Genomic DNA, 23,498 nt, shown 5'->3' with positions numbered 1-23,498 from the left:
GAGTGAACCACCTGATCCCTTCCCGAACTCAGAAGTGAAACCTCTTAGCGCTGATGGTAGTGTGGGATTACCCATGTGAGAGTAAGTCATCGCCAGCTCATTATTCGAAATCCCCCTCCGCTTATGCAGAGGGGGATTTTTTTTCTTTGCAAGGGGATGGGTTTAGTAAAAAATAAAGAATCTAACATAGTTCATGCTTAGGATTTATAAAAATAATTAGGTTATCTTTAAGAGTATTAGATTATTGATTTATATATTAATTTATAAATATTTTAAAACATTTTATGAAAAAAATTTCTAAAAAATCTATGAATTTGTATGTTTTTTATGTGTATCTATGATATAAAAAATAAAACGGCACAAAAATTGCTTGTAAGGCGTGCTTTAATAAAATAGCAGTAAATGAGTAGGGTAATATGAAGTTATCGGTTGGATTAAAAGTTGCAAACTCCTTGTCACTGACACCGCAGTTACAACAAGCCATTCGTTTGCTTCAACTTTCTAGCTTGGAACTAGAGCAAGAAATTCAAATTCAACTTGATAGTAATCCATTATTGGAAAAAGTAGAAGAACAGTCTTCGATTGAAAGTTTATCTGCCTTACAAGATCAAGAGCGTGAAAATAAAGACTTAACCAGTGAGCTAAATGCGGATCATCTTCCTGATGATTTACCTGTCGATACCGATTGGGATGATGTATATACCCATCAGCCAACCAGTTTAGGTTCTGCTGAATTTGAGGAACGAGAGGATAACCGCCAAGGGCATCTAGGCTTAAAAGAGCATGTGCTTGAACAAATTAACTTATTACATTTTTCGGCAGTAGATCGGCTGATAGCCCATTGTATTGTGGATGCCTTGGATGAAAAAGGCTTTTTAGATGCTGAGATTGCGGAAATCACAGCTTCGGTTCAGCATCTGTTAGAGTCTATGGATTATGACGATGAAGTTGAAGATGATGAAGTGCTTGTAGTTTTAAAGCATATTCAGCATCTTGATCCTGCTGGTGTGGCCTCACGTAATTTGGCTGAATGTTTATTGGTACAATTAGAAGGTTTACCTGTTCGCACGGCTTATCGTCGTGAAGCCATGACTTTGTTGAAGCATTATGAATTATTGATTTCGAATGAATTGGCTAAATTGGTTAAACAAACAGGTTTGAATCCTGAGCAGCTAAAATGTGCTGTTGATTTGTTGAAAACTTTAAAAGCCTATCCAGGTATGGAATTTGAAAATAAAGATTCAGATTATCAAATTCCCGATGTCGTGGTGATGAAAAAAAATGATCATTGGCAAGTGCAGCTTAATCCGGATGTAATGCCAAAATTACGGATCAATTCTTTTTATGCCAATATGATTAAACGCGCAGATCAAAGTGATGATAATCAATATTTGCGCAATCAAATGTTAGATGCGAAAAATTTTATCAAAAGTGTTGATGAACGCCATAAAACTTTATTGAAAGTCGCAAGCTGTATTGTGGAACATCAAAAGATGTTTTTAGAAATGGGGCCTGAAGGGATGAAGCCTTTGGTGCTTCGCGATATTGCTGAAGAAGTAGAATTACATGAATCTACTGTATCGCGTGTGACTACTAATAAATTTATGCTGACACCACGTGGTTTATTTGAACTGAAATATTTCTTTTCCAGCCATGTTGCGACTACATCTGGTGGTGAAGCCTCTTCTATTGCGATTCGGGCAAAAATTAAAAAACTGATTGCGGAAGAAAATCCGCGCAAGCCTTTATCTGACAACATTATTGCCAATTTGTTAAAAGAAGATGGTATTGATGTGGCACGTCGGACTGTAGCTAAATATCGAGAGTCGTTACATATTCCTTCATCTTCCGAACGAAAAGTCTTGATCTAAATTTAAAAATTTGATTATTCTAGGGATTCATTGTGACAACATAATGAATCTTTTTTATTTAAAGGAATGGTAGAAATGATTTAAACGGTGAATTGCAGAATTCTAGCATCAGGTATTAGATCATTTCAGCTATGACTTTACTAATCCTAAAGAAGGTGAGGGATAGAATTATGCAAATAACAATCCGTGGTCATCATTTAACTATCACCCCTGCAATTGAGGACAATATTCGCTTGAAGTTCTCACAAATGACGAAACATCTGGATCAGGTGAATAGTATGCAGGTTAAATTGACCAAAGATCATCAAATAGATAAGCGTTCAAGAAAAGGTAGTCTGAATCATATTGCTGAAGCGATTATTCGTGTTCCGGGGGCAGAATTGTTCGCACAGGCAACCGCTGATGATATGTATACTTCAATTAAAAAAATGACGGAAAAATTGAAAAGACAGTTAGATAAGCATCGAAAAATGCAGCTGATTAACCCGCCTGTATTGGCATAGTTTAGATTCTGCACAAAAAGAGGTTTTTAATGACCTCTTTTTTTATATATTAAATGTTATACCGTAATGATTTATTTTTCATATTTATAGTAAAATGGCAGGTTTTTACACCGTTGGTCCTATAAGAGGTCTTTGTGATGAATAGTGAACAGCTCACTGAAATTTTAAAAGCTGCTTTTCCAGAGGCTGAAGTTGCAGTTAGTGGGCAAGGCGGTAAGTTTGATCTTCGAATTGTCGATGAACAGTTTGAAGGCAAGCGCCCGGTCGCACGCCAACAGACGGTTTATGCTCCGTTAAATTCATATATCGCCAGCGGTGAAGTACACGCGGTTACTATTCGTGCAATGACCAAAGAAGAATGGCGTAAAGCAAGCTTATTCGGAGCCTAGAACTAGATGGATAAATTTTTAATTCAGGGCGGTGTTAAGCTCGAAGGTGAAGTGCGTATTTCTGGTGCAAAAAATGCAGCACTTCCGTTGCTTGCGGCAATGATTTTACCAGAAACACCGACTACATTAACCAATGTTCCCAATCTTAAAGATGTGAATACATTGGTTAAACTGATTGCAGGTCTGGGTGTTCAGATTTCTTATGAAGGGGATACGGTTAAAGCAGATACGTCTACATTAGATAATCAGTTTGCGCCTTATGAACTTGTAAAAACCATGCGTGCTTCAATTTTGGTGCTTGGTCCCTTATTGGCGCGTTATGGTAGTGCGAAAGTTTCACTTCCTGGCGGTTGTGCCATTGGTTCACGTCCAGTCGATCAGCATTTAAAAGCCTTGGAAGCTTTAGGTGCTGAAATTGAAGTTGAAGCCGGCTATGTACATGCCAAAGTCGATGGCCGTCTGAAAGGTGGCGAAGTGGTCTTTGATATGGTGACTGTCGGTGGGACTGAAAATATTCTGATGGCTGCGGTATTGGCGGATGGTGTAACAACAATTCGTAATGCAGCGCGTGAACCTGAAATTACCGACCTGGCGAAAATGTTGATTGCCATGGGTGCGAAAATTGAAGGCCTGGATACTGATACTCTAGTTGTTACAGGTGTTGAACATTTACATGGCTGTGAATATGCCGTAGTCGCTGACCGGATTGAAACCGGTTCCTATCTTGCGGCTGCAGCGATTACCGGCGGTAAAGTGAAAACTACGCATACCGACCCAAACCTGCTTGAATCTGTATTAGACAAGTTTGAAGAAATGGGTGCGGAAGTCACTCGTGGTGATGACTGGATTGAGCTGGACATGATGGGTAAACGTCCGAAAGCGGTGAGCTTCCAGACGCTACCACATCCAGAATTTCCAACAGATATGCAAGCGCAGATCATGGCTGTGAATGCAATTGGTCGTGGCTTTGCAACAATTTCTGAAACGATTTTTGAAAACCGTTTTATGCATGTACCTGAATTGTCGCGTATGGGGGCAAACATTCAGGTCGAAGGTAATGATGCTGTGGTGACTGGTGTAGAAAAACTTTCTGCTGCACCGGTGATGGCAACAGATTTACGCGCTTCATTCTCTTTGGTGTTGGCTGCTTTAGCTGCTGAAGGGGAAACTCTGATTGACCGTATTTATCATATTGACCGCGGTTATGAAGATGTCGAAGCAAAATTACAAGGTTTAGGTGCCCAAATTAAGCGAGTAAGTTAATGAGCGATATGAGAAACGATGATCCAAACTTTGACGTTATGGGCAATTTTGATCATGGTTTAACTTTAGCATTAAGTAAGGGACGTATCTTAAAGGAAACACTGCCATTGCTGGAAACAGCCGGCATCAACTTATTGGAAGATCCGGATAAATCTCGTAAGTTAATTTTTCCGACCACTCATAAACAGGTGCGTATTTTAATCTTACGTGCTTCTGATGTACCTACTTACGTTGAAAATGGTGCAGCGGATTTAGGTGTGGCGGGTAAAGATGTATTGATGGAACATGGCGCACAAAATGTGTATGAACCTTTGGATCTGAAAATTGCCAACTGCAAGCTGATGACAGCAGGTAAAGTCGGTATGGTTCGTCCTAAAGGACGCTTAAAAATTGCCACTAAATATGTCAATTTAACCCGTCAATATTATGCAAGCCTGGGCGAGCAAGTAGATGTGATCAAGCTGTATGGTTCGATGGAACTTGCTCCACTGGTCGGTTTGGGTGATTACATTGTCGATGTCGTGGATACCGGTAATACGCTGCGTGCCAATGGTCTTGAGCCTTTGGAAGAAATCTGCAAAGTCTCTTCACGCTTGATTGTGAATAAAGCCAGCTTTAAACGTAAGCAAACTTTATTGAATCCGATTCTTGCGCAGCTTGAAACTGCTGTAGAAGAACGTCAGAAAGCCAAACAGGCTTAAGGTTTATTTTAAAAAACCGTCCAATTGGGCGGTTTTTTTTGTGGGTGCTAAAAATGTAGAGCCATACAAGTTTAATCAATTTTATCAAAAGCTATTTCCAATAAAACTCATACTGATAGTCAAATGTAGTTACCGACAAATGCTGATAAAACAGGTAAACTAAAGCTTCCCTTTATTTTCATTGTGGATAAATTGATGCGACGTTTATCGACTCAAGATCAAAACTTCAAGCAGACTTTTGCTGACTTGTTGGCTTTTGAAACCGTGAGTGACCCAGAACTTTTAAAAACCGTAGACCAAATCATTGCTGATGTCCGCCAGCATGGTGATGCTCATGTTTTAAAACTCACACAACAGTTCGATCGACATCCAGCGCATCAATTTACAGAGCTTGAACTGAGCCAAGAGCAACTTAAAGCGGCATTTGACGGTCTGACTACTGAAGTGCGTGAAGCTTTAGAGTTAGCTGCCAACCGCGTGCGTGAGTTCCACCAAGCGCAAAAACAAGATGGCTGGACCTATGTCGATGCTTTGGGTAATACCTTAGGCCAAAAAATCACACCGCTAGATCGCGTGGGAATTTATGTGCCGGGCGGTTTGGCCTCTTATCCATCTTCAGTACTGATGAATGCGGTTCCTGCGCATGTAGCCGGTGTACCTGAAATTATCATGGTAGTCCCTGCGCCGAATGGTGAGTTAAATCCATTGGTACTGGCTGCTGCTTATTTGGCAGGGGTACATCGTGTATTTACCATTGGTGGTGCGCAAGCGGTTGCAGCTTTGGCCTATGGTACAGAAACTATTCCATCGGTCGATAAAATCACGGGGCCGGGTAACCGTTTTGTGGCTGCGGCAAAACGTGCCGTGTTCGGTCAAGTCGGTATTGATATGATTGCCGGTCCTTCAGAAATTCTGGTCTATGCAGAAGGCACAAATAATGCCAAATGGTTGGCGATGGATGTGCTGTCACAAGCTGAGCATGACACCGTTGCACAAGCGATTTTCATTACTCCAGATGAACAGCTTTTAAATGAAGTAGAACATGCGATTGAAGAGCATTTAGCAGCATTGCCTAAAGCCGAGATTGCGCGTACTTCCATTGCCAATCGTGGCGCTTTAGTTTTGGTGAAAGACCGTCAGGAAGCGATTGATCTGATTAACCAAGTAGCACCTGAACATTTAGAACTTTGTCTGGATGAGGCGCAGGAAATGTCAGAAAGTATCCGCCATGCCGGTGCGATCTTCATGGGACGTTATACGCCTGAAGCGATTGGGGATTACTGTGCGGGACCAAACCACGTCTTGCCAACATCGGGGACTGCACGTTTCTCTTCACCACTCGGTGTATATGATTTCCAAAAACGTTCAAGCTTGATTATGTGTTCGCAAGAGGGTGTAAAAACCTTAGCGAAGACAGCGGATATATTGGCGCAGCAGGAAAATCTGGATGCCCACGCACGATCAGCGCGTTATCGTTATCAAGATTAACATCTCCCTAATCCTCACCTAAAAGGAGTGGGGCTGCCAATTAATTAAAGTACTGCAATAAAATTACTTTTAATTAAATGGTAAATAAAGGGGGAGACTCAAAAATATAGATTAAATTCATTTACTAATGAAAAGTCCCTCTTCCTATGGGAGAGGTTAGGAGAGGGTCAAATAACTTTCTTCTAATGATCACTATCTTCTCTATAGCATTTGAGGAGGGACTTAGGTAAATATAAGAGAAATAAAGATGTCGACTATTACAACACAACAAAAGCGTTTTTGGAGCCCAGCAGTACGTGAACTAGAACCTTACGTACCCGGCGAACAACCCAAAATCCAAAATCTATTGAAACTCAATACCAACGAAAACCCGTATCCGCCATCACCTAAAGTGGTAGCCGCAGTACAAGCAGTTTTAGAAAATTCAGCAGATGCCTTACGTTTATACCCAGACCCTGATGCCTCTGCATTAAAGCAAGCCATTGCTAAACAGCAACATGTAGCGGTTGAAAATGTATTTGTGGGTAATGGCTCGGATGAAGTTTTAGCACATATCTTCAAAGCCTTCTTTGTACAGGAACTGCCAGTTCTATATCCGGATATTACCTATAGTTTTTATCCAGTCTATAGCCAGTTCTTTGGGGTAAAAACCAAAATCTTGCCGCTGAATGACAATTTTGAGATTGTCGTGGATGATTATAAACAGCCAAATGGCGGCATTATTATCACCAATCCCAATGCGCCAACCAGTATTGATCTTGGTTTAGTAGCCATTGAAGAAGTGCTTGAAGCTAACCCGGATTCGGTCGTGGTGATTGATGAAGCTTATGTTGATTTTGGTGCTGAATCTGCGGTCAGTTTGGTTGAAAAATACGATAATTTAGTGGTGTGCCAAACCACTTCTAAATCCCGTTCACTGGCAGGTTTGCGTGTCGGTTTTGCCATTGCACAACCACATTTAATTGCTGCACTTGAAGCGGTAAAAAACAGTTTTAACTCTTATCCAATGGACCGTTTTGCGATTGCAGCTGCTGTTGCTTCGTTTGAAGATCAGTCTTATTTCGAAGCACAAAATCAGAAAGTCATTGCTAGTCGTGAACAGCTGGTGGCACAGTTGAATGAGATTGGCTTTAAAGTATTGCCATCAAGTGCGAACTTTATTTTTGCATCATTGCCAGCGAAAGACGCAGGTGAATTAGCCGCCGAATTACGTGAACGTGGTATTATTGTTCGTTATTTTAATAAGCCACGTATTAATCAGTATTTGCGTATTACCATTGGTACTGATGAGCAAAATCAACGTTTAGTAGATACTTTGAAAAACGATATTTTGGTTTAATAAATCCCACCCTTACGAAGCAGTGCTTCTCACCTTTAAAAAAGGGAAGAATTTCCCCTCTTTTATAAAGAGGGGTTAGGGGAGATTTTAAAGCGACTCGATTGAGTCGCTTTTTTTTGTTTATTCAGGTGTGTACCAAGTGTTGAGTAAATCTAACATGGCCGCGACTTTATCAAAGCATTCCTGATATTCTGCATCGCAATCCGAAGCAATGGTAATTCCGCCGCCGGCCCACAAAGAAATGTCATTTTGATATTTTTGAATTGAACGAATCAAGATATTCCAGGAACCGGTTCCATCAAAATTAAAATAACCCATTGATCCACAATAAGCCCCCCGTGGAGCACCTTCAAGTTCATCTATAATCTGCATGGCTCGAATTTTAGGCGCACCAGTAATCGAGCCACCGGGAAGTGCAGACATCAAAACATCGAATGGATTGACATCTTCTTGTAAGGTGGCCGTGACTTCACTGACCATATGATGCACCTGGTTAAAAGACTCAATTGCAAAAAGTTTTGGAGTTTGGACAGAACCGGTTTCGGCATAGACACTCAAATCATTACGCAGTAAATCAACAATCATGACATTTTCTGCTTGATCTTTTTTAGAATGGATCAACGTTTGCTTGGATCGTTCATCTAAATCCGGATCGGCATAACGTGGCATGGTGCCTTTAATGGGTTTAGTGATGATTTTTCGATGGGCTTCAAAGTCAATAAACAGTTCGGGAGAGCAGCTTAATAATTCAAAATCCTGAATTTTCAGATAACCTGAATAAGGTGCATCGGTCAATTTCCAAAAAGCTTCTGCTGTATCTAACAGCCGGCCTTGTGCCTTTGCCGTAAATTCCTGAGTCAAATTAATTTGATAACAATCTCCAGCACGAATGTAATTCTGAACTTGTTCAAAAGCATTGAAATATTCTTGTTTGGTCCAGCGTGCAGTGCAGGCTTGATTCAGTGAAAAAGTTTGCTGGGGTTTATTGCTCAACAAATTTTGAATGGCTTGGAAAATCGTATCCGCTTCGTTCTCCTGACTAAAGAACATCCAGCCCTGATCTGTCAGTTTGATAAAATTGTGATAAATCCCTAAAAATAAAGTCGGCTGGTTTTTTTCTTTGATTTTGACTTGCTGCTGTGCAGCATCATCATAACTGATAAAACCGATTAAACCGCCATTAAAATCAGCATGCCTTTGCTGATTTTGCTTATTTAAAAATTTATTAAAATCAATATTTTCAGATTTTTCTTGATAATGATTAAATGCAGTACGTTTAAAGTTTTGAATTTTTTTATGCTGGACGAGCATATACTCGGAAGCTGCAAAAGCAATAATGGGTTGCTTTACATTTCTTAAGTAAACAATATGCTCAAGCTGAGATAACAACATAAGAATTTTAGCAGGGCTAAGCTGTTGTTCAGTCAGTAATTTTTGAAAAATGACAGGCTTAGTCATATAAAGCTGCTTTTAAAATTGATACATAGATACGCTATTCTATAACATTGTAGCTGCATAAAAACTGTAAATACCGTTTGTCGGTAACATATAGATTACGACCAACAGCAGTTGAACAAAAAATGACACAGAGATAATTTAACTAGGGCAAATAAGCTGCTCAAGGAAAGACTCACTATTGTCAAAAAATAAAAAACAATAGGTGAAATCGAGTGGTTGACAATCAAAAAAATAATACTCTTGGGAGAGTACGAAATGAAAAAATTTACTAAACTTGCTTTAGTTTCTTCATTAGCAGTTAGCGCAAATGCTATGGCAATGCAAGCAATGGATGATGCTTCATTGGGTGCTACAACTGGTCAAGATGGTATTAACATCGGGATTGGTATTTCTAAAATTTCTATCGATAAATTATATGTGCATGATAATGATGGTTTATCAGCAACTGCAAAAAATACCGTGACTGGAACGTCTGTTACGGGTGTTGTTGCTGGTGTTCCTACATTTGCAGCAAATGCAGTTGTTTCTGACACAGCAATTGCTGGTGGTACAGGAACTGCCGGTGCAATTGTAATTAAAGGCAATGGTGTTTCAAAAATAGTAGGCGGTGTTGAGACAAACCTTGTAAAAGATAAAGCTCTTGTAATAACAGCGAACAATAGTGCCTTACTTGCTTCCCATAATTTAGCTGATTTACAAATTGATTCTGATGCGGGTACTGGCACAAATGGTGCATTTATCAATATTGCTGCACAAGTTTCTGGCTTGACCATTAATATTGGTGAAATTGGTGTAACAGCATCTAATGCTGTTCCAACCACTGGTGCTACTTCTATTCGCCGAGGTGGTAAAGATGACGCTGGTACTGGTCAAAATTACAACGCAATTTTATCTGGTTTAACAGTGAAAACTGGACAAATGGCGGCGAATGTTCAATTAGGTGCAGCTCCTCAAGGTGCAATGATTAAATTAGAAACTGTAATGAAGGGTGGTTTGGAAATTACCGACCTAGGTATTTTGGACAATTCAACTAAAGCTGGTTTAGGAGATGGTACTAGCGCTGCTAACCGTGCTGCAGGTGAAATCTTTATTGAAAGCATCAAGGTTGCAGATGCAAACTCTACTGATTTGGCGATTAAGCAAAATATCAGTGTAGTGGGTAAAGATGATACCAGTAATGGTTATATTCGTATGGTTAGTACATCAGGTCCAATTGATACATATGTGAAAGGTATTCATTTAGGAAGCAAAACTGCTGGTTCAATTGGTGATGTAGAAGTACAAGGCTTACAGACTTACAGTACAACTGGTGCTCTAGGTTCAATAATTACGATTTCTGGTCGTTAATTCTATATCAAAAAAAGCGCGTGAATTCACGCGCTTTTTTTTACAAAAATAATGTGAAATTCATCAAAAAAGCTAAAAAAAAGCTGTTTTTTTTTATAAAAAAGGTTATCTTCCTTTTTACATGGATGTAGAGCATAAGCTCTAGAAAAATAATGAACAATGGCACGTCATGCCGATAACTAGAAAAGTTAAAAGATATGTTAGAGATCGCGTTAGGCTCGGCATTGATGTACTACTTTGCCACAGAAGCCTTTGATATAAAAAAGAAACCAGCAGAAGCTGTGTATTACACAGAAACGCTGGATTCTCGAAATGACTCTTTTACGCGTATGCATAGAGAGCCTGTCCTGATTAAACCTGCCTTAGTAGATCAATTTCGTGGCATTGTTCGTCAAGCTTATGATTATAGTTGTGGATCTGCGGCCTTGACCACCTTGTTGAATGGTTATGTCGGAACGCAATTATCAGAACAGGAAACCATGAACGGTCTTTTAAAGTTTGGCGAAACTGAAAAGATTGTTGAACGTCGTAGTTTTTCACTTTTAGATATGAAGCGCTTCGTTGGTGCTTTAGGGCTGGAAAGCGGAGGCTATAAAGGTGAATTTACAGATTTGGTCAAACAGGCTGAACCCGCCATTGTACCCATTTCTTATGCAGGCTTTAAACATTTCGTAGTATTTAAAGCCTATAAAAATGGTCGTGTGTATGTGGCAGATCCGGCTTTAGGGAATATCAGTTTTGATGAACAACGTTTTAAAGAGATATGGGAAAACAATACCCTGTTTTTAATTAATGTTGCGCCTGAACACAGAAAAAATTTATTAACACTTCAAGATTCAGATTTAAGACACGTCGAAGATGCAACCGTGAACCGCTATGCTTTTGTCAATATTCAATACCCACAGTTCTATATGGATAAAATTGCAGATAAAGCTTCTACAATTCGATTGGATAAAAATTTAAACGAAAGTTCAGAGCAGTATGGTCAGCCGACATATAATTTTTTACGTCTTTATTACAAGAGTAAATAACGTATAAATGTAGCAGATTAAAAAAATAAAAATGGTGGAATGGAATATGAATCGTAAATGGATGAACAAAACTTTATTGGCATTAAGTGTTCAAATGGCAATAGGGGTGGCCTATGCAGCTGAAGAGCCAGCACTGGGTGAATATGAGGTTGTAGATCAGCAGGAAGCAGAGGCTGAGTCGACGGCATCTCAACCTGTTGGGAAGCAAGAAACTGCAGCAGTTAGTGCAGAGGAACCGGGATTAGGTGAATACGAGACTGTTGAAGAAGCCGATGCAGATACAACAAGTGTTGCACAAAATACGGGTAATAATGCGACAGCAGCCCAGCCTGTGGATAGCCACACTAAAGCATCGACTGCATTACAACAGCAAGAAGGTGATGCGAGTAAGGAAGCAAGTCTACAGGAAGTTTTCACCTCAAATGAAAGACAATATTCATTAATTAAACAAGGTGAGATTTCATCTTATTATGATATTGATTATACATATTATAGAGATACGCAAATTGATGCAGAAATGGCAAATGGTCAGCTGTATCAACTACGTGTACAAGAAAATGCAACGCATTCTCTTACCAATACTTTTACAGCACAATACGGTGTACTGGATAATTTAACGTTTACTGCTTCACTTCCTTTGGTTGCTAAAACAGATTTATTAAAGGATGCTTCTACAGCAGGTTTGGGTGATATTTCATTCGGAGCACGTTGGGAACCTTTCCCGCTTAAGGCTGGTAGATTACCTCTGATCTTGTTCGGAAATGTTTCTACTAAAACAGGCGATAGTCCTTATGAAGTGAATGCCACAAATGATTTGCCGACTGGTAAAGGTTATTACTCCGCAGGTATTGGTGCAAGTACGCGTAAATATATTGATCCTGTAGTACTTTTTGCATCAGTTTCAGCAAATTATGGGTTTAAAGAAACAGGTCTTGATCAGCGTCGTGGTACACGAGTACTGGAAGATTTTGAACCCGGTATTAGTGGTGGTTTTGCTTTAGGTTTTGCTTATTCGTTTAACTATGATGTCTCTATGACCATGTCGTATCAGCAAAGTTTCAATACGGGGTCAGAGTTCACCTATAGTACAGGTGAAAGCTATGCACCAGCAGATCAGACAAGTTCTACTTTATCTATTTCTTTGGGTGTTCGTGTTTCACCTGAAACTATTGTGAATGGAACTGTGGGCATAGGTTTAACAGAAGATGCTCCAGATGTGTCTTTAGGTTTGTCATTCCCGCTGGATATTTTAGGTTTCGGTAAGAAACTTCGCTAAGAGGGTAGTCGTATGTATAAGATTCGACTTCGCCCGTTAGCCGCAGCAATTATCGTATCGGGCTGTTCAAGTGCAACATTTGCTCAATTAGGGACGAACTTATCTGTAGATATTCGATCATTGAGCATGGGGAATGCTGTTACTGCAGATCCTCCTGGAATTAGTGCTATTCATTTTAACCCTGCAGCCCTAACCAAAATTGAAGGCTTGCAAACAGATGTACAGGGTATTCTGGCAAATTTTGATATTAAAAGAGAATTTTCTGTTCCTGCTGGTTATAACGTATTCGGTTATTCTGATGACCCGATGGTCTGTAATGATGGACCAGAAGTTTCTTCAGATTTATGTACAGATTTTAAAGGGACGGTAAATGGTGACGTAGAATACGTCAGCCTATATGTTCCTGTGCTGAAAAAAATGGTGGATTTGGGTGAAGGTATGCCAATGGCAGCCCCTACGGCTGGTATTGCTTACAATCCTCCTGGGTCAAAAACGACTTTTGCAACAGCTATGTATGCACCCTTGGTGGCAGGGTTTGGTGCAGAAAATGGTAATCCGGGTAATTATATGGGGCAGCAGGTTGCCCTCGAAAGGATTACCTATTTATCTCCATCAATAGCTTATGAAGTCAATGACCACTTATCAGTGGGTGCTTCAGTTGGAATGTCTTATCAAGCCATTGGACTAAAAACAGATTTACGTTTTCCCAATGAATTGATTGGTATGCTACGAATGATCGATGAGGTTGTTTGTACGCCATTTAAAGAAAACTCGGATATTATTACCGATATCTTATTGTTAGGGATGTGTAATACCGAAGAAGGCATGAATCCATTTGGCAAGTTTGGGCAGCTGCAACTTTCCATGGAGCAATCACTCAGCCCAAGCTATAACCTTGGGGTGCTGTGGGAACCAACAGATGATTTTAGCTTTGGTATGGTGTATCAAAGTGCTGCCAAAATGCGTTTAAAAGGTAAATATCATATTGATAATGCCAAAGCTCCGCGAGAGTTGATTAAAGGATTAATGTCTTCTCCTACAGGGCAAATTCTTGCAGCTATTTTAGGTTTTCCAAATGCAGTACCTGCCAGTGAGTCTGGTCTGGTTTCAATGGATTTTGAGTATCCAGCCCATTTCCAATCAGGTATAAAATATAAAATTTTACCTGATTTACAGATTAATTTTGACGTAGGCTGGACGGACTATAAAGCATGGGACAAATTTAAATTTGAATTTGACCGACAAATTTCAGCACTCAAAATTGCCAAGTTACTTTCAGAAAATATTGGGGATAACTCACTTGCATTACCTCTGAAATTTACTTCACCTTGGAGTTATGGTGTAGGTGTGGAATATTCGGCAACTGATCGTTTAAAGTTGCGCGCAGGTTATGAACCACGAACCAGTGCCATTCCTGATAATAAACGAAATACAATGGTACCTATTAATAATGCACAATTATTTGGTCTTGGGGTCGGGTATCGTTTTGATGCAGATACTGATTTAGATTTATCAATTGGTTTTTTACGTAGTAAAGATAATATTCCTGCAAATACAAGTTGTTTATCGAATTGTACTGGGGTAAATAACTTATTGTTAAACCCATATGCAGGTTTAAACGTTAAAACAGATACAAAAGTCACCATTCTAGGATTGAACTATAGAACAAGATGGTAGGTAAATTGAAAATAATGAAAGGGAATTCATTTATGAAATCGATACTTACACTGTGTATGGTGCAAGTATCTTTTTCGTATGCGGGCGAGTTTTATACCATCATTGGTCCGGACGGTCGTCCTATGGTCGTGCAGCAGAAAGTCCCGGCTAAATCCATTAAATCTGAGCAAACAAAGCAGACTGTCAAAGAGTCACTGCAAGAAGTTCTGCCACAACAAAATAGTGCAACTCACGTTTTTAAAACTGAGCAAGCTGTGATTGTTAAAGAATCACAGCATCAATTACCTCAGAATAACAATGCAAAAGTCATTCAAATTGCACCAGCATTGACGGGTGATAAAGTACCGCAATATGAGTCACAATCATCAAAAAATATCCCCAAAGCTAAAAAATCTGAAGATTCAGAATTGAGCGTTGAATCTGACCTATCTAAGGGAGTGGAACCAAAAATAAGTATAGGAAAAAAGGTTAAAAAGCAGAAAACGGATATTATTCCAGTTGAATTCAAAGTAGAAAAAGAAGACGTTGAAGCTCATTCGAAAATTGATAATTTCGAACCAAAACAACCGTCAATGAGCCGAGCTGTTAACAAGCAAGCAACAGAGGATACTGAAGCCTTTGCAACGATAGATGGCGAAAAATATATTAAAAATGAATACCTAGAAGATAAAGAATTCAATCTGGAAGGCAAGAAACGGTTCTATACAATGCCCGAAGGCATTATAGATACTAAACATGGAGCGACTCGTTTACAGGTCGTTGAAAGAGAAAAAGGGGTGAGTAAATCTTTACTACAATCTTTTTTTAACAAGAAACAACAACAGGATAGTGGTCCAATTACATTATCTTCAACGTATTATCGGGTATCTCAAGCAGATGCAGTGAATAGTCTAGGTCACCAGTGTATCCAAGACAAAAAAATCAAAGATGCGAAAACTGTCAGTTTGAATAAGGATATTAATGTTTGGCCACGGGCACCTTTAAAAGAGCAGTTTGATTTTGAAATTGTGAAACTTGCAAATGCTATTCAGAATGTTCAAATTAACTCTTATGCTTCACGCCAAGAGAATCCTACGTTTTATTGGCCATTTGTTGTATTTTTGGATTCTAAGGGATGTGTACTGGAAGGTGCAGGTGGTTTTAAAAATAATGAAGCATCGTCCTCCTTTATTTCCCATGAAAAGATTGAAGGAGTCATACATGTTCCTGAGAAAAGTCAATATATATTATTAACACCTTTAGCCAGTGCTATAGATCTAGATAACAGGGCTTTGACAAATCAGGGTCAATTAAAATTAATAGCGATTCGCTAAGGATATAAAAAGAGAATCAGGATGAGAAATAAATATTTATTACCTTTTGCCATCACTTCATTAATGGCAGCTTTGAGTGGTTGCGGCGGAGAAAGCGCAAATGTTAAACCAGAAGTTTATGACAGCAGTACAGCGAATGGTGCTTGTAGTATTGGTGCAACGGGATGTCTTGGGTTTGCATTAGATTATCCACTAAATGGTTTAAATTTTACCTGTAGTAGTGATACTAAAAACAGCTTTGTGACCTCTTTTGATTTGAATAATGGTGCAGCAACAGGTGCATGTAAAGTTGGTGACAAAATCACTTTCTTTATCAAAGGTGAAAAAGATAAACAAATTAGTTTAGGCGTTTTGGACCTCAATAAAATTGCCCGGGTAAGTACTTCACAATTACCACGTTTAACTATTTTAGATATTGCTTCCGGAATGACCAGTCAGACGGCAGCGTCGTTAGATCCTAATGATAATACTGTCAAAGTAGCGATGCGTTTAGTCAAAATATTGCAAGCACTTGCCAAGCAAAATAACAATATTGTTGATTCTACAGATATTCAGCCTTTGTATATTACAGATCAGATGCGTGTAGATTTAGAAAAGATGAGTGAATCTATCTTATCAGGTAAATTTGTCACTGCGACCGATATTGATTTGGAAAATCTGCTCAAACCATGGGTAAATATTTCTGGAATAAGTGATACAGAGGCTTTTTCCACTTTAAGTAATTTGGTTACTATTGCTAATGCTGGTGTGTATCAGCCTGAGTTTTCTTTATTCTCTACGGCTGGAATTGTCGGTAGCCTATTAAGTGGTTCGGATGGTTTAGTGGGGTGTAATAAAACTATCTGTAACACAGAAGACAGTTCGACCCAACATCTGTTTGGTCATTTCATGCTGATTACTGACCGTGATGGTTATACTTTTGGTAGCGGTTTACAGTGGCGCGGGGCTGGTGTTACAAATACATCAACCATCGGTGGTCTGAATACTAAACTGATTACGGGTACAAAACCGATTCGTATGACGGCAAATGCACAGAATCATTGGATTAATCCGGTGACCAAGAAAATTGATCAAAATTATGATTTTCAGGTTGATCAAGTCACTACACCTTTAAGTATTTATCAAGGTACTTTGTATAACGATTATATGATTGCCGGTAAAGAAAAATTCTATAAGCTCCTGACTGGAAAAACGACGGTTACAACAGCAGATGAGCAGGATTATGGTTTATGGAGTCAGACCATTGGTAGTGAAAATTTCAAAGGCACACTTGATCTGTACAAAATTTTCCCGATTACTTATTTGGATAAAAGAGTATTTAAATCTATCAATAATGTAGGTGCAGGTGAGAGTTATGCCTTCCCGATGTATGCGAATTTAACCTTTAAATTTACAGATACCAGTGTGGCAGATGTGGTATTGGGTATAGTGATTGATGAGAAAGGGAACATCCGAACCAATATAAAGTCAGGCAACACTGAAAATGATATGAGTACGGCTTCTTGTGATAGTACTCAGTTTAATTCATCGACCTATATGGATGGGTTTGGCGTTCAACAATATCGTATTGGTACTATTTCTCGTGCATTTACTAACAACAAGACATTGTCATTAAGAATGGTGCTGGGGAATGCTGCATTAGGTAAAATTGATGGTGCTTTGGTGGGCATGAATACCAATATCAAGACTTCCGATACTTCTGAAACTATTGTAGTCGGTGGTGCTTTATTGAATGTAGGCAATCTTTTAAATATTAATAGTGGCTCAGCAGCAGTGACATTTAATGATTCTGAAGGTAGTACCGTAAAATGGGCAAATTCTCTGGCAAGTTTCCAGAAAGTTTATAATACGAATAACGCGACACATACGTCTCAAGATACCGATCTTGCGAAGTTAAGCGGAGGAACTTTGACCTTTGCTTTAGCGCCTTGTTATTCAGTTCATGTGAAATAGCGAGAAGTTAAAAAGCCCATCAGATCGATGGGCTTTTTTCATTCAGTTGAATGATTTCTATATTTTAACCGGTATGATCTAATCGTGAGCCCAGCGTTTCTAAATGCATGTTGAATGAAGCAGTTTTACGATCTTCAAAATAGTGTCTTAAGGTGCGCTCTACACTTGGAAAGGCTAGTTCAGACCAGGGAATTTCATGTTCTTCAAATAAACGCGATTCAATGGTTTCTTCACCTGCACCAAATACGCCATTGACCAGATTGGCCTTAAATAAAACGTATATTTGTCCAATCCGGGGAATATTGTACATACAGTAAAGCTGTTCAATTTCAACTTCCGCTTCTGCTTCTTCGCGGGTTTCTCGGGCTGCACCTTGCTCCATAGTTTCAAACAGTTCCATATAACCAGCTGGTAGCGTCCATAAACCATAGCGCGGTTCAATCGCACGGCGGCACAGCAGCACTTTATTTTCCCAAAGCACCAGTGCACCACAAATCACTTTCGGATTGACATAATGAATATTGCCACAATCTGTACAAACACGGCGTAACTGGTGATCGCCAAGTGGAATTTTTTCCGTTGTTTTATGTCCGCAAATTACACAGAAATTCATATTCATCGTCAATGATAAAGGTGTTGATCAGCATAACTGAAAAATCCAACTTTGGCATCATTTCTATCCTTTGGCATAAAAATTCAGCTATGATGAAATCATGATGAAGTGAGGAGCAGTAGCTTATGGATGACAACTCATTAATACAATTATTACAGCATCGATTACGTTTTTCGAAACGTGTCAAACCTGCTCAAGCGGCTGTGCTAATTGCCATTACTAATGAGCCCAATCCTAAAGTACTTCTGACACGCCGTTCTTTGTATTTATCTAATCATGCCGGAGAGGTTTCATTTCCGGGAGGTAAGCGCGATCCGCAAGATACCAGTAATATTGTGGTGGCGCTGCGTGAGGCCTACGAAGAAACAGCGCTTAATCCATTTGATGTGCAATTGATTGGCGATTTGCCGATGCAAAAGGCTCGTAATGGGATGTTGGTGAAACCTGTGGTTGGACTGATTCCACCTGAAGTCAAACTAACGCCTCAACCGAGCGAGATTGATCGCATTTTCTTTGCTTCATTAAATGGATTAATGAAAGCACATCCTATCCCTTATGAAGTCCGTTATGCCCATCAGTCTTTGTACTTTCCCAGTATGCGTATTGAAAATGAGATTGTCTGGGGCTTAACCGCACGGATGCTGGTTTCACTGTTTCAATATGGATTGGATTATCAGAAAGAATGGCCGTTTTTATTAAATTCGCCCGCTTTTCGTAGCAAGAAGATTAAATACGGTAAATAAGGAACATCACCATATGATCTATAAATTTAAGGGCTATACACCTCAAGCCACTCATCAACCCTGGGATGGTTGGGTTGCTGATAATGCGACCGTCCTTGGCCAAGTTGAAATGGGAAAGCAGGTCAGTGTCTGGTTTGGTGCAGTCATCCGCGGTGATAACAGCAAGATCACATTGGGTGATTTTACCAATGTGCAGGAAAATGCTGTTTTACATACCGATGCAGGTATTGAAATGCAGATCGGCAGCTATGTGACGATTGGACATCAGGCGATGTTGCATGGTTGTACCATTGGCGATAACACGCTGATTGGGATTAATTCGGTGATTTTAAATCATGCCGTGGTTGGTAAAAATTGTATTATTGGCGCCAATGCGTTAATTCCTGAAGGCAAAGTGATTCCGGATAATTCGGTCGTGATGGGTTCACCAGGGAAAATCGTCAAAACTTTGGATCAGGCCGCTGAAGCCCGATTAAAAATGAGTGCTATGCACTACGCAGAACATTTTAAAAATTTTCAATGTTTAGAAGCAGTTGAATTATGATTTGAAAGCTGAATACTGCCAAGCCATCGCTTGGCTTTTTTGTATCCTGCAGATGGAACATCTCGCCTAGTACGCATGAGTGGAGTATCATAGGCGACATTTTTATATTTCAATGAATTAAGGTTGTGCATGAAATTGCTGGCATTGGAAACTGCCAATGAGCAGTGTTCCGTTTCTATTGTAGATGACACTCAAGAATTATTTTTTCAATTAGATGCGCGAGCAAAAGCACAAACGCAAACGATCCTCCCAATGATCGAACAGGCATTTATCCAGCTTGGTCTATCGGCATCTGAACTCACTGCAATTGCCTTTAGCCGTGGCCCCGGTTCTTTTAGTGGTGTGCGCATTAATGCTGCCGTGACTAAGGCACTGGCCTGGGCAAATGATCTGCCTGTGATTCCTGTTTCAACTTTACAAGCCTTGGCACAAGCAGCATACCGTATTGCAGGATTAACCAAAGTTACTGCGGCGCTCGATGCGCGCATGAATGAAGTCTATATCGCAAGTTTTGAACTGAACCAGCAGGGCATTATGCAGGCTGTAGATGCAGAGCAACTGTTAAATTACACTGATGCCAATCAGGCTGTTCAATTTGAACTCGTCGGTTCGGGTTCAGCTTTGATTAAGCCTGAACAAATACAATACAAAGACTTAACGGCGACTGCGCAAGATATTGCGACTATTGCGCGCGCTGAGGCTAGGCAACAAAAATGGGTCAGTGCAGAACAGGCCTTACCAGTTTATTTACGTGACAATGCTTGGAAAAAAATTCCAGAACAGGGCAAATCATAATCAGGATTTTTTATGGATCTTTTACTGCTGCTGAAAGCGGCAATTATGGGTATCGTTGAAGGTATTACCGAATTTTTACCAATTTCAAGTACTGGACATCTCATTCTCGCTTCAGAGTTAATGAATTTCTGGACCAAAGAAAAAAGCGACTTGTTTGTTGTTGCTATTCAGATGGGCGCAATTCTCGCCGTCATTTATGAATATTGGAACAAACTTTGGGGGGCTGCGACCGGTTTGGTTTCTGGTGAGCCGAAAGGGCGTCATTTAGGCATTAGTCTAATTTTGGCCTCTATTCCTATTATGATTGTCGGTTTGACCTTCGGGGAAAAAGTTAAAGAATTACTCTTTAATGATATTTCAGTGGCGATAGGTTTAATTGTTGGTGGTGTAATTATTTGGTGGGTAGAAAAGAATCCACCCAAAGTGAATGCGGAAGAAGTTGAAAATATTTCTTTAAAAGAAGCGATTTATATTGGCCTCATTCAAGTTCTTGCATTATTCCCGGGCACATCGCGTTCAGGTGCCACCATTATTGGTGCGATGATGTTGGGTGTATCTCGTAAAGCAGCGACTGAATTTTCATTTTTCTTGGGTATCCCTGTGATTGTGGGTGCCGGTTTATTGGATTTAGTGAAGAACTATCAAATTTACCAAACAGGTGAAGATTGGACGACCTTCTTCTTGGGGCTGATTGTTTCCTTTGTTTCAGCCTTGATCCTGATTCGTGTTTTAGTGGCTTATGTGGCGAAACGTGATTTTATGGTTTTTGCCTGGTATCGCATTGCTTCAGGTCTTTTAATCTTACTCTTTGCATTTACAGGCTGGAAATTATGGTAAGCGCACTCCGCTTATTTACTGAACAGGAATTTCAAGAGAAAGCACAGCAGTATTCTGCTGTGCTTTCTTCACGTGGAGTCCATGTAAATGTTGAGAACATTGACAAGCTGAATGCACGCTTTTTACGTTTCAACCCGGAATTGGCTTTATGTGTAGATGAGTCCGGACTCTGGTTATGTGCCAATGGCATGAAGATGCAACCGGACTGGAAGGCAGAAGTTCCGCGCTTAAAAAGATCATCATTAAAATCTGAAATGATTGCCCGGGCCTGTAACCTGGGTGAAAAACCCGGCTTGATTGACGCAACAGCAGGTTTGGGGCATGACAGTTTATTGATGGCCCATTTGGGTGCTGACGTCACTCTGGTCGAGCGAAACCCGATTTTATTTACCTTGCTGGAAGATTCAAAAAAGCAGGCTGAAAATGATCCTTTTTTAAGTGCTGTGGTGGCACGGATTCATTTGGTCTTTTCAGATTCAGCTGACTATTTAAGATTGCAGGCTGAACAGCAGCATGTCGTGGATGTCGTCTATTTGGATCCGATGTTTCCTCAGCGCGACCAAAATCAGCAAGCCATTAAAAAACAGGCACAAGTAAAAAAGCAGATGCAGTTATTACATCTGCTATTGCCTGAAGATGGTGAGATGGATCTGGGCGATAACCTGCTTGGTCTGGCGCAAAAAATAGCCAAACGTGTAGTGGTCAAACGTCCACGTTTAGCGGTATATTTAGCAGAGCAACAACCAGATCATCAATGGCAAGGTGATGCTTGTCGTTTTGATGCCTACTTTCAGCATCATCTTCTAGAGTAGTTTGGTAACTGCTTCAATATTGTACAGTAATTTGCTATATAGTTAAAAAGCAGCATTGATAAAAATTTCATCAAGCATAAACTTAGATTGTGAATCCGTGAGTGACCATTTTCCCTGAAATCCTATGATCGACTTTAAACCCTCCATCAACTTTTGGCATGATTTTAAGAGCAACCAAACTGCTGGGATGTGGCTTTTTCTGGGTTCACGTCGATCTTTGCAGATTGTGCGTCCATCCATTCTGCAACTGATTTTTTGGGGGGTATTAGGCGGTAGTGCCAATAGCCTATTTAGTTGGCTGAGTGCAGGTGAGGGGGGCGAATTTAACCCGCAAGGTCTGATCAGTTACGCTTTATGGCCGTTTATTGCCTTGATTGTTGGTATTTTTCTTTCCCAACGGATTAATAACCCACGTTTGATGTTAGTACCGGCTTTATTGTGGCTGGTGCTGGATACTCATATCGCCTTATTGCAAAGCTTGATCCAGTATCTGGGTTATATCGATGTCTTGCCCTACATGTTCTATGACTATTTGCCCACGATCTTTATGATCCTGTTTGTCTGGCAAAGTCTGGCGGTGGTCTGGGTATTTTCCCGTGAACTGAAATGGCCATGGTGGGAACGGGCACTGATCGTGGCTGCGACATTATTCACATTGGTCGTTTGGCAGATGTCAGTGAAAAGTCAGCCGATCTGGAAAGTTGAAGAATCACCACCCACTTTTGCTGAAGATGCCTTTTATGCACAAAGCCGTCTTTTGAATAAATCACTGGAATCGATCCAATATGGTGAATTTGCACAGTCTCACTGGTACTTTTTGGGTGTAGCTGGTGCGGGTTATCAAGATGTCTTTAAGTCGGAAGTTGAGCGGATTAAAGAACAATTTGATACCCGATTTGGAACTTTTGGCCGTTCAATCGCCTTGATCAATAATCCTGAAACCCGCACTCAAATGCCGATTGCTTCACGTACCAGTATGGAAATGGCTTTACGCCGTATTGGTCAGCAGATGAACAAAGAAAGTGATGTGTTATTTTTATACATGACTTCACACGGTTTGCCGAACCAGTTTGAAATGGAAAATGATCCGATCGATTTAAATGATGTCGATCCGAAATGGTTAAAAGATACCCTAGATAAATCTGGTATTCGTTGGCGCGTGATTGTGATTTCGGCTTGCTATTCAGGAAGTTTTGTTCCCGCTTTACAGGATGACAATACTCTCATTATTACTGCATCTGCGGCTGATCGGGCATCTTTTGGATGTTCTAATGAAGCCGATTATACTTATTTTGGGCGTGCGTTTTTTGATCAGGCCATGCGTGAACAAAATTCGATAGGGGCTGCCTTCGAACAAACTAAAGAAACTGTTGCACAATGGGAAAAGGCTCAAGGCTTTGAAGCTTCTGAACCGCAATGGTCTATAGGAAAAAACATGGAATTCATGTTGCCTCAATTAGAACAGCGCTTATTTCCTGCGGCGCTGAAAAGCGATAATAAGGTGGAAACACCGCAATTAACGGTAGAAACACAATAGGAAAACAT

General features: G+C 40.1%; 21 protein-coding genes and 1 rRNA gene. 20 read left to right on the top strand and 2 right to left on the bottom strand.

All coding sequences use genetic code 11. The features are described from left to right. The 8 genes from rrf to hisC form a co-directional block, all read left to right on the top strand. Positions 1-98 (top strand): 5S ribosomal RNA (rrf, locus tag FB6_RS10260); the annotation flags it as partial. 318 nt (positions 99-416) lie between these two features. After that, on the top strand, positions 417-1,871 hold the full coding sequence (locus tag FB6_RS10255; protein WP_174559899.1) for an RNA polymerase factor sigma-54: 1,455 nt from the start codon (positions 417-419) through the stop codon (positions 1,869-1,871). 170 nt (positions 1,872-2,041) lie between these two features. After that, entirely contained in the window at positions 2,042-2,374 is a 333-nt protein-coding gene (gene hpf, locus FB6_RS10250; protein WP_174559898.1) for a ribosome hibernation-promoting factor, HPF/YfiA family, read from the top strand. A 137-nt stretch (positions 2,375-2,511) separates the two neighbouring features. Beyond that, on the top strand, positions 2,512-2,763 hold the full coding sequence (ibaG, locus tag FB6_RS10245; RefSeq protein WP_004650949.1) for a BolA family iron metabolism protein IbaG: 252 nt from the start codon (positions 2,512-2,514) through the stop codon (positions 2,761-2,763). 6 nt (positions 2,764-2,769) lie between these two features. Then, complete coding sequence (gene murA, locus FB6_RS10240; RefSeq protein WP_174559897.1) at positions 2,770-4,026, top strand: UDP-N-acetylglucosamine 1-carboxyvinyltransferase; 1,257 nt, start codon at positions 2,770-2,772, stop codon at positions 4,024-4,026. Continuing rightward, positions 4,026-4,727 (top strand): ATP phosphoribosyltransferase, encoded by a 702-nt coding sequence (gene hisG / locus FB6_RS10235; protein WP_174559896.1) that lies wholly within the window; start codon positions 4,026-4,028, stop codon positions 4,725-4,727. Before murA ends, hisG begins: the two co-directional genes overlap by 1 nt. Before the next feature lie 183 nt (positions 4,728-4,910). Beyond that, positions 4,911-6,215, top strand: a complete 1,305-nt coding sequence (gene hisD, locus FB6_RS10230) for a histidinol dehydrogenase (protein ID WP_174559895.1) — start codon at positions 4,911-4,913, stop codon at positions 6,213-6,215. Between the two features lie 247 nt (positions 6,216-6,462). After that, on the top strand, positions 6,463-7,554 hold the full coding sequence (gene hisC, locus FB6_RS10225) for a histidinol-phosphate transaminase (protein WP_174559894.1): 1,092 nt from the start codon (positions 6,463-6,465) through the stop codon (positions 7,552-7,554). A 120-nt stretch (positions 7,555-7,674) separates the two neighbouring features. Here hisC and pabB read toward each other — a convergent pair whose 3' ends face one another. Further along, entirely contained in the window at positions 7,675-9,012 is a 1,338-nt protein-coding gene (gene pabB / locus FB6_RS10220) for an aminodeoxychorismate synthase component I (protein ID WP_174559893.1), read from the bottom strand. Between the two features lie 255 nt (positions 9,013-9,267). Between pabB and filA the strand changes: the two genes are divergently transcribed. From filA to filF, 6 genes are all read left to right on the top strand, one after another. After that, positions 9,268-10,359, top strand: coding sequence for a putative pilus system protein FilA (filA, locus tag FB6_RS10215; protein WP_174559892.1), 1,092 nt, complete (start codon positions 9,268-9,270; stop codon positions 10,357-10,359). 197 nt (positions 10,360-10,556) lie between these two features. Further along, entirely contained in the window at positions 10,557-11,390 is an 834-nt protein-coding gene (gene filB, locus FB6_RS10210; RefSeq protein ID WP_174559891.1) for a putative pilus system C39 family peptidase FilB, read from the top strand. 46 nt (positions 11,391-11,436) lie between these two features. Next, positions 11,437-12,666: a putative pilus system protein FilC gene (filC, locus tag FB6_RS10205; RefSeq protein ID WP_174559890.1), complete on the top strand. Its 1,230-nt coding sequence runs from the start codon at positions 11,437-11,439 to the stop codon at positions 12,664-12,666. A gap of 12 nt (positions 12,667-12,678) precedes the next feature. Beyond that, positions 12,679-14,343 carry a putative pilus system OmpP1/FadL family transporter FilD gene (filD, locus tag FB6_RS10200; RefSeq protein ID WP_174559889.1) on the top strand — a complete coding sequence of 555 codons (1,665 nt, stop codon included), beginning with the start codon at positions 12,679-12,681 and terminating at the stop codon, positions 14,341-14,343. 32 nt (positions 14,344-14,375) lie between these two features. Beyond that, positions 14,376-15,656, top strand: a complete 1,281-nt coding sequence (filE, locus tag FB6_RS10195; RefSeq protein ID WP_254592228.1) for a putative pilus assembly protein FilE — start codon at positions 14,376-14,378, stop codon at positions 15,654-15,656. A gap of 21 nt (positions 15,657-15,677) precedes the next feature. After that, a complete protein-coding gene (filF, locus tag FB6_RS10190; RefSeq protein WP_174559887.1) occupies positions 15,678-17,609 on the top strand; it encodes a putative pilus system protein FilF in 1,932 nt (643 codons plus the stop codon). 64 nt (positions 17,610-17,673) lie between these two features. Here the strand turns inward: filF and FB6_RS10185 are convergent, their stop codons facing one another. Continuing rightward, positions 17,674-18,222, bottom strand: coding sequence for an NUDIX hydrolase (locus FB6_RS10185; protein WP_174559886.1), 549 nt, complete (start codon positions 18,220-18,222; stop codon positions 17,674-17,676). A 125-nt stretch (positions 18,223-18,347) separates the two neighbouring features. On the opposite strand from FB6_RS10185, the gene FB6_RS10180 reads away from it, so the two are divergent. The 6 genes from FB6_RS10180 to FB6_RS10155 all read left to right on the top strand — a co-directional run bounded on the left by FB6_RS10180 (position 18,348) and on the right by FB6_RS10155 (position 23,490). After that, a complete protein-coding gene (locus FB6_RS10180; protein WP_174559885.1) occupies positions 18,348-18,965 on the top strand; it encodes a CoA pyrophosphatase in 618 nt (205 codons plus the stop codon). A 13-nt stretch (positions 18,966-18,978) separates the two neighbouring features. Then, positions 18,979-19,509 (top strand): gamma carbonic anhydrase family protein, encoded by a 531-nt coding sequence (locus FB6_RS10175; RefSeq protein WP_174559884.1) that lies wholly within the window; start codon positions 18,979-18,981, stop codon positions 19,507-19,509. 129 nt (positions 19,510-19,638) lie between these two features. Next, complete coding sequence (tsaB, locus tag FB6_RS10170) at positions 19,639-20,304, top strand: tRNA (adenosine(37)-N6)-threonylcarbamoyltransferase complex dimerization subunit type 1 TsaB (RefSeq protein WP_174559883.1); 666 nt, start codon at positions 19,639-19,641, stop codon at positions 20,302-20,304. A gap of 12 nt (positions 20,305-20,316) precedes the next feature. After that, positions 20,317-21,141, top strand: a complete 825-nt coding sequence (locus FB6_RS10165; RefSeq protein ID WP_174559882.1) for an undecaprenyl-diphosphate phosphatase — start codon at positions 20,317-20,319, stop codon at positions 21,139-21,141. After that, positions 21,135-21,953: a class I SAM-dependent methyltransferase gene (locus FB6_RS10160; RefSeq protein ID WP_174559881.1), complete on the top strand. Its 819-nt coding sequence runs from the start codon at positions 21,135-21,137 to the stop codon at positions 21,951-21,953. Before FB6_RS10165 ends, FB6_RS10160 begins: the two co-directional genes overlap by 7 nt. Before the next feature lie 124 nt (positions 21,954-22,077). Then, positions 22,078-23,490 carry a C13 family peptidase gene (locus tag FB6_RS10155; RefSeq protein ID WP_174559880.1) on the top strand — a complete coding sequence of 471 codons (1,413 nt, stop codon included), beginning with the start codon at positions 22,078-22,080 and terminating at the stop codon, positions 23,488-23,490. The last annotated feature ends 8 nt before the right edge of the window (positions 23,491-23,498 follow it).

It is taken from the genome of Acinetobacter bouvetii, from assembly GCF_902753875.1.
GTDB lineage: Bacteria > Pseudomonadota > Gammaproteobacteria > Pseudomonadales > Moraxellaceae > Acinetobacter > Acinetobacter bouvetii_A.
This window is presented reverse-complemented; position numbering and strand designations above follow the sequence as displayed.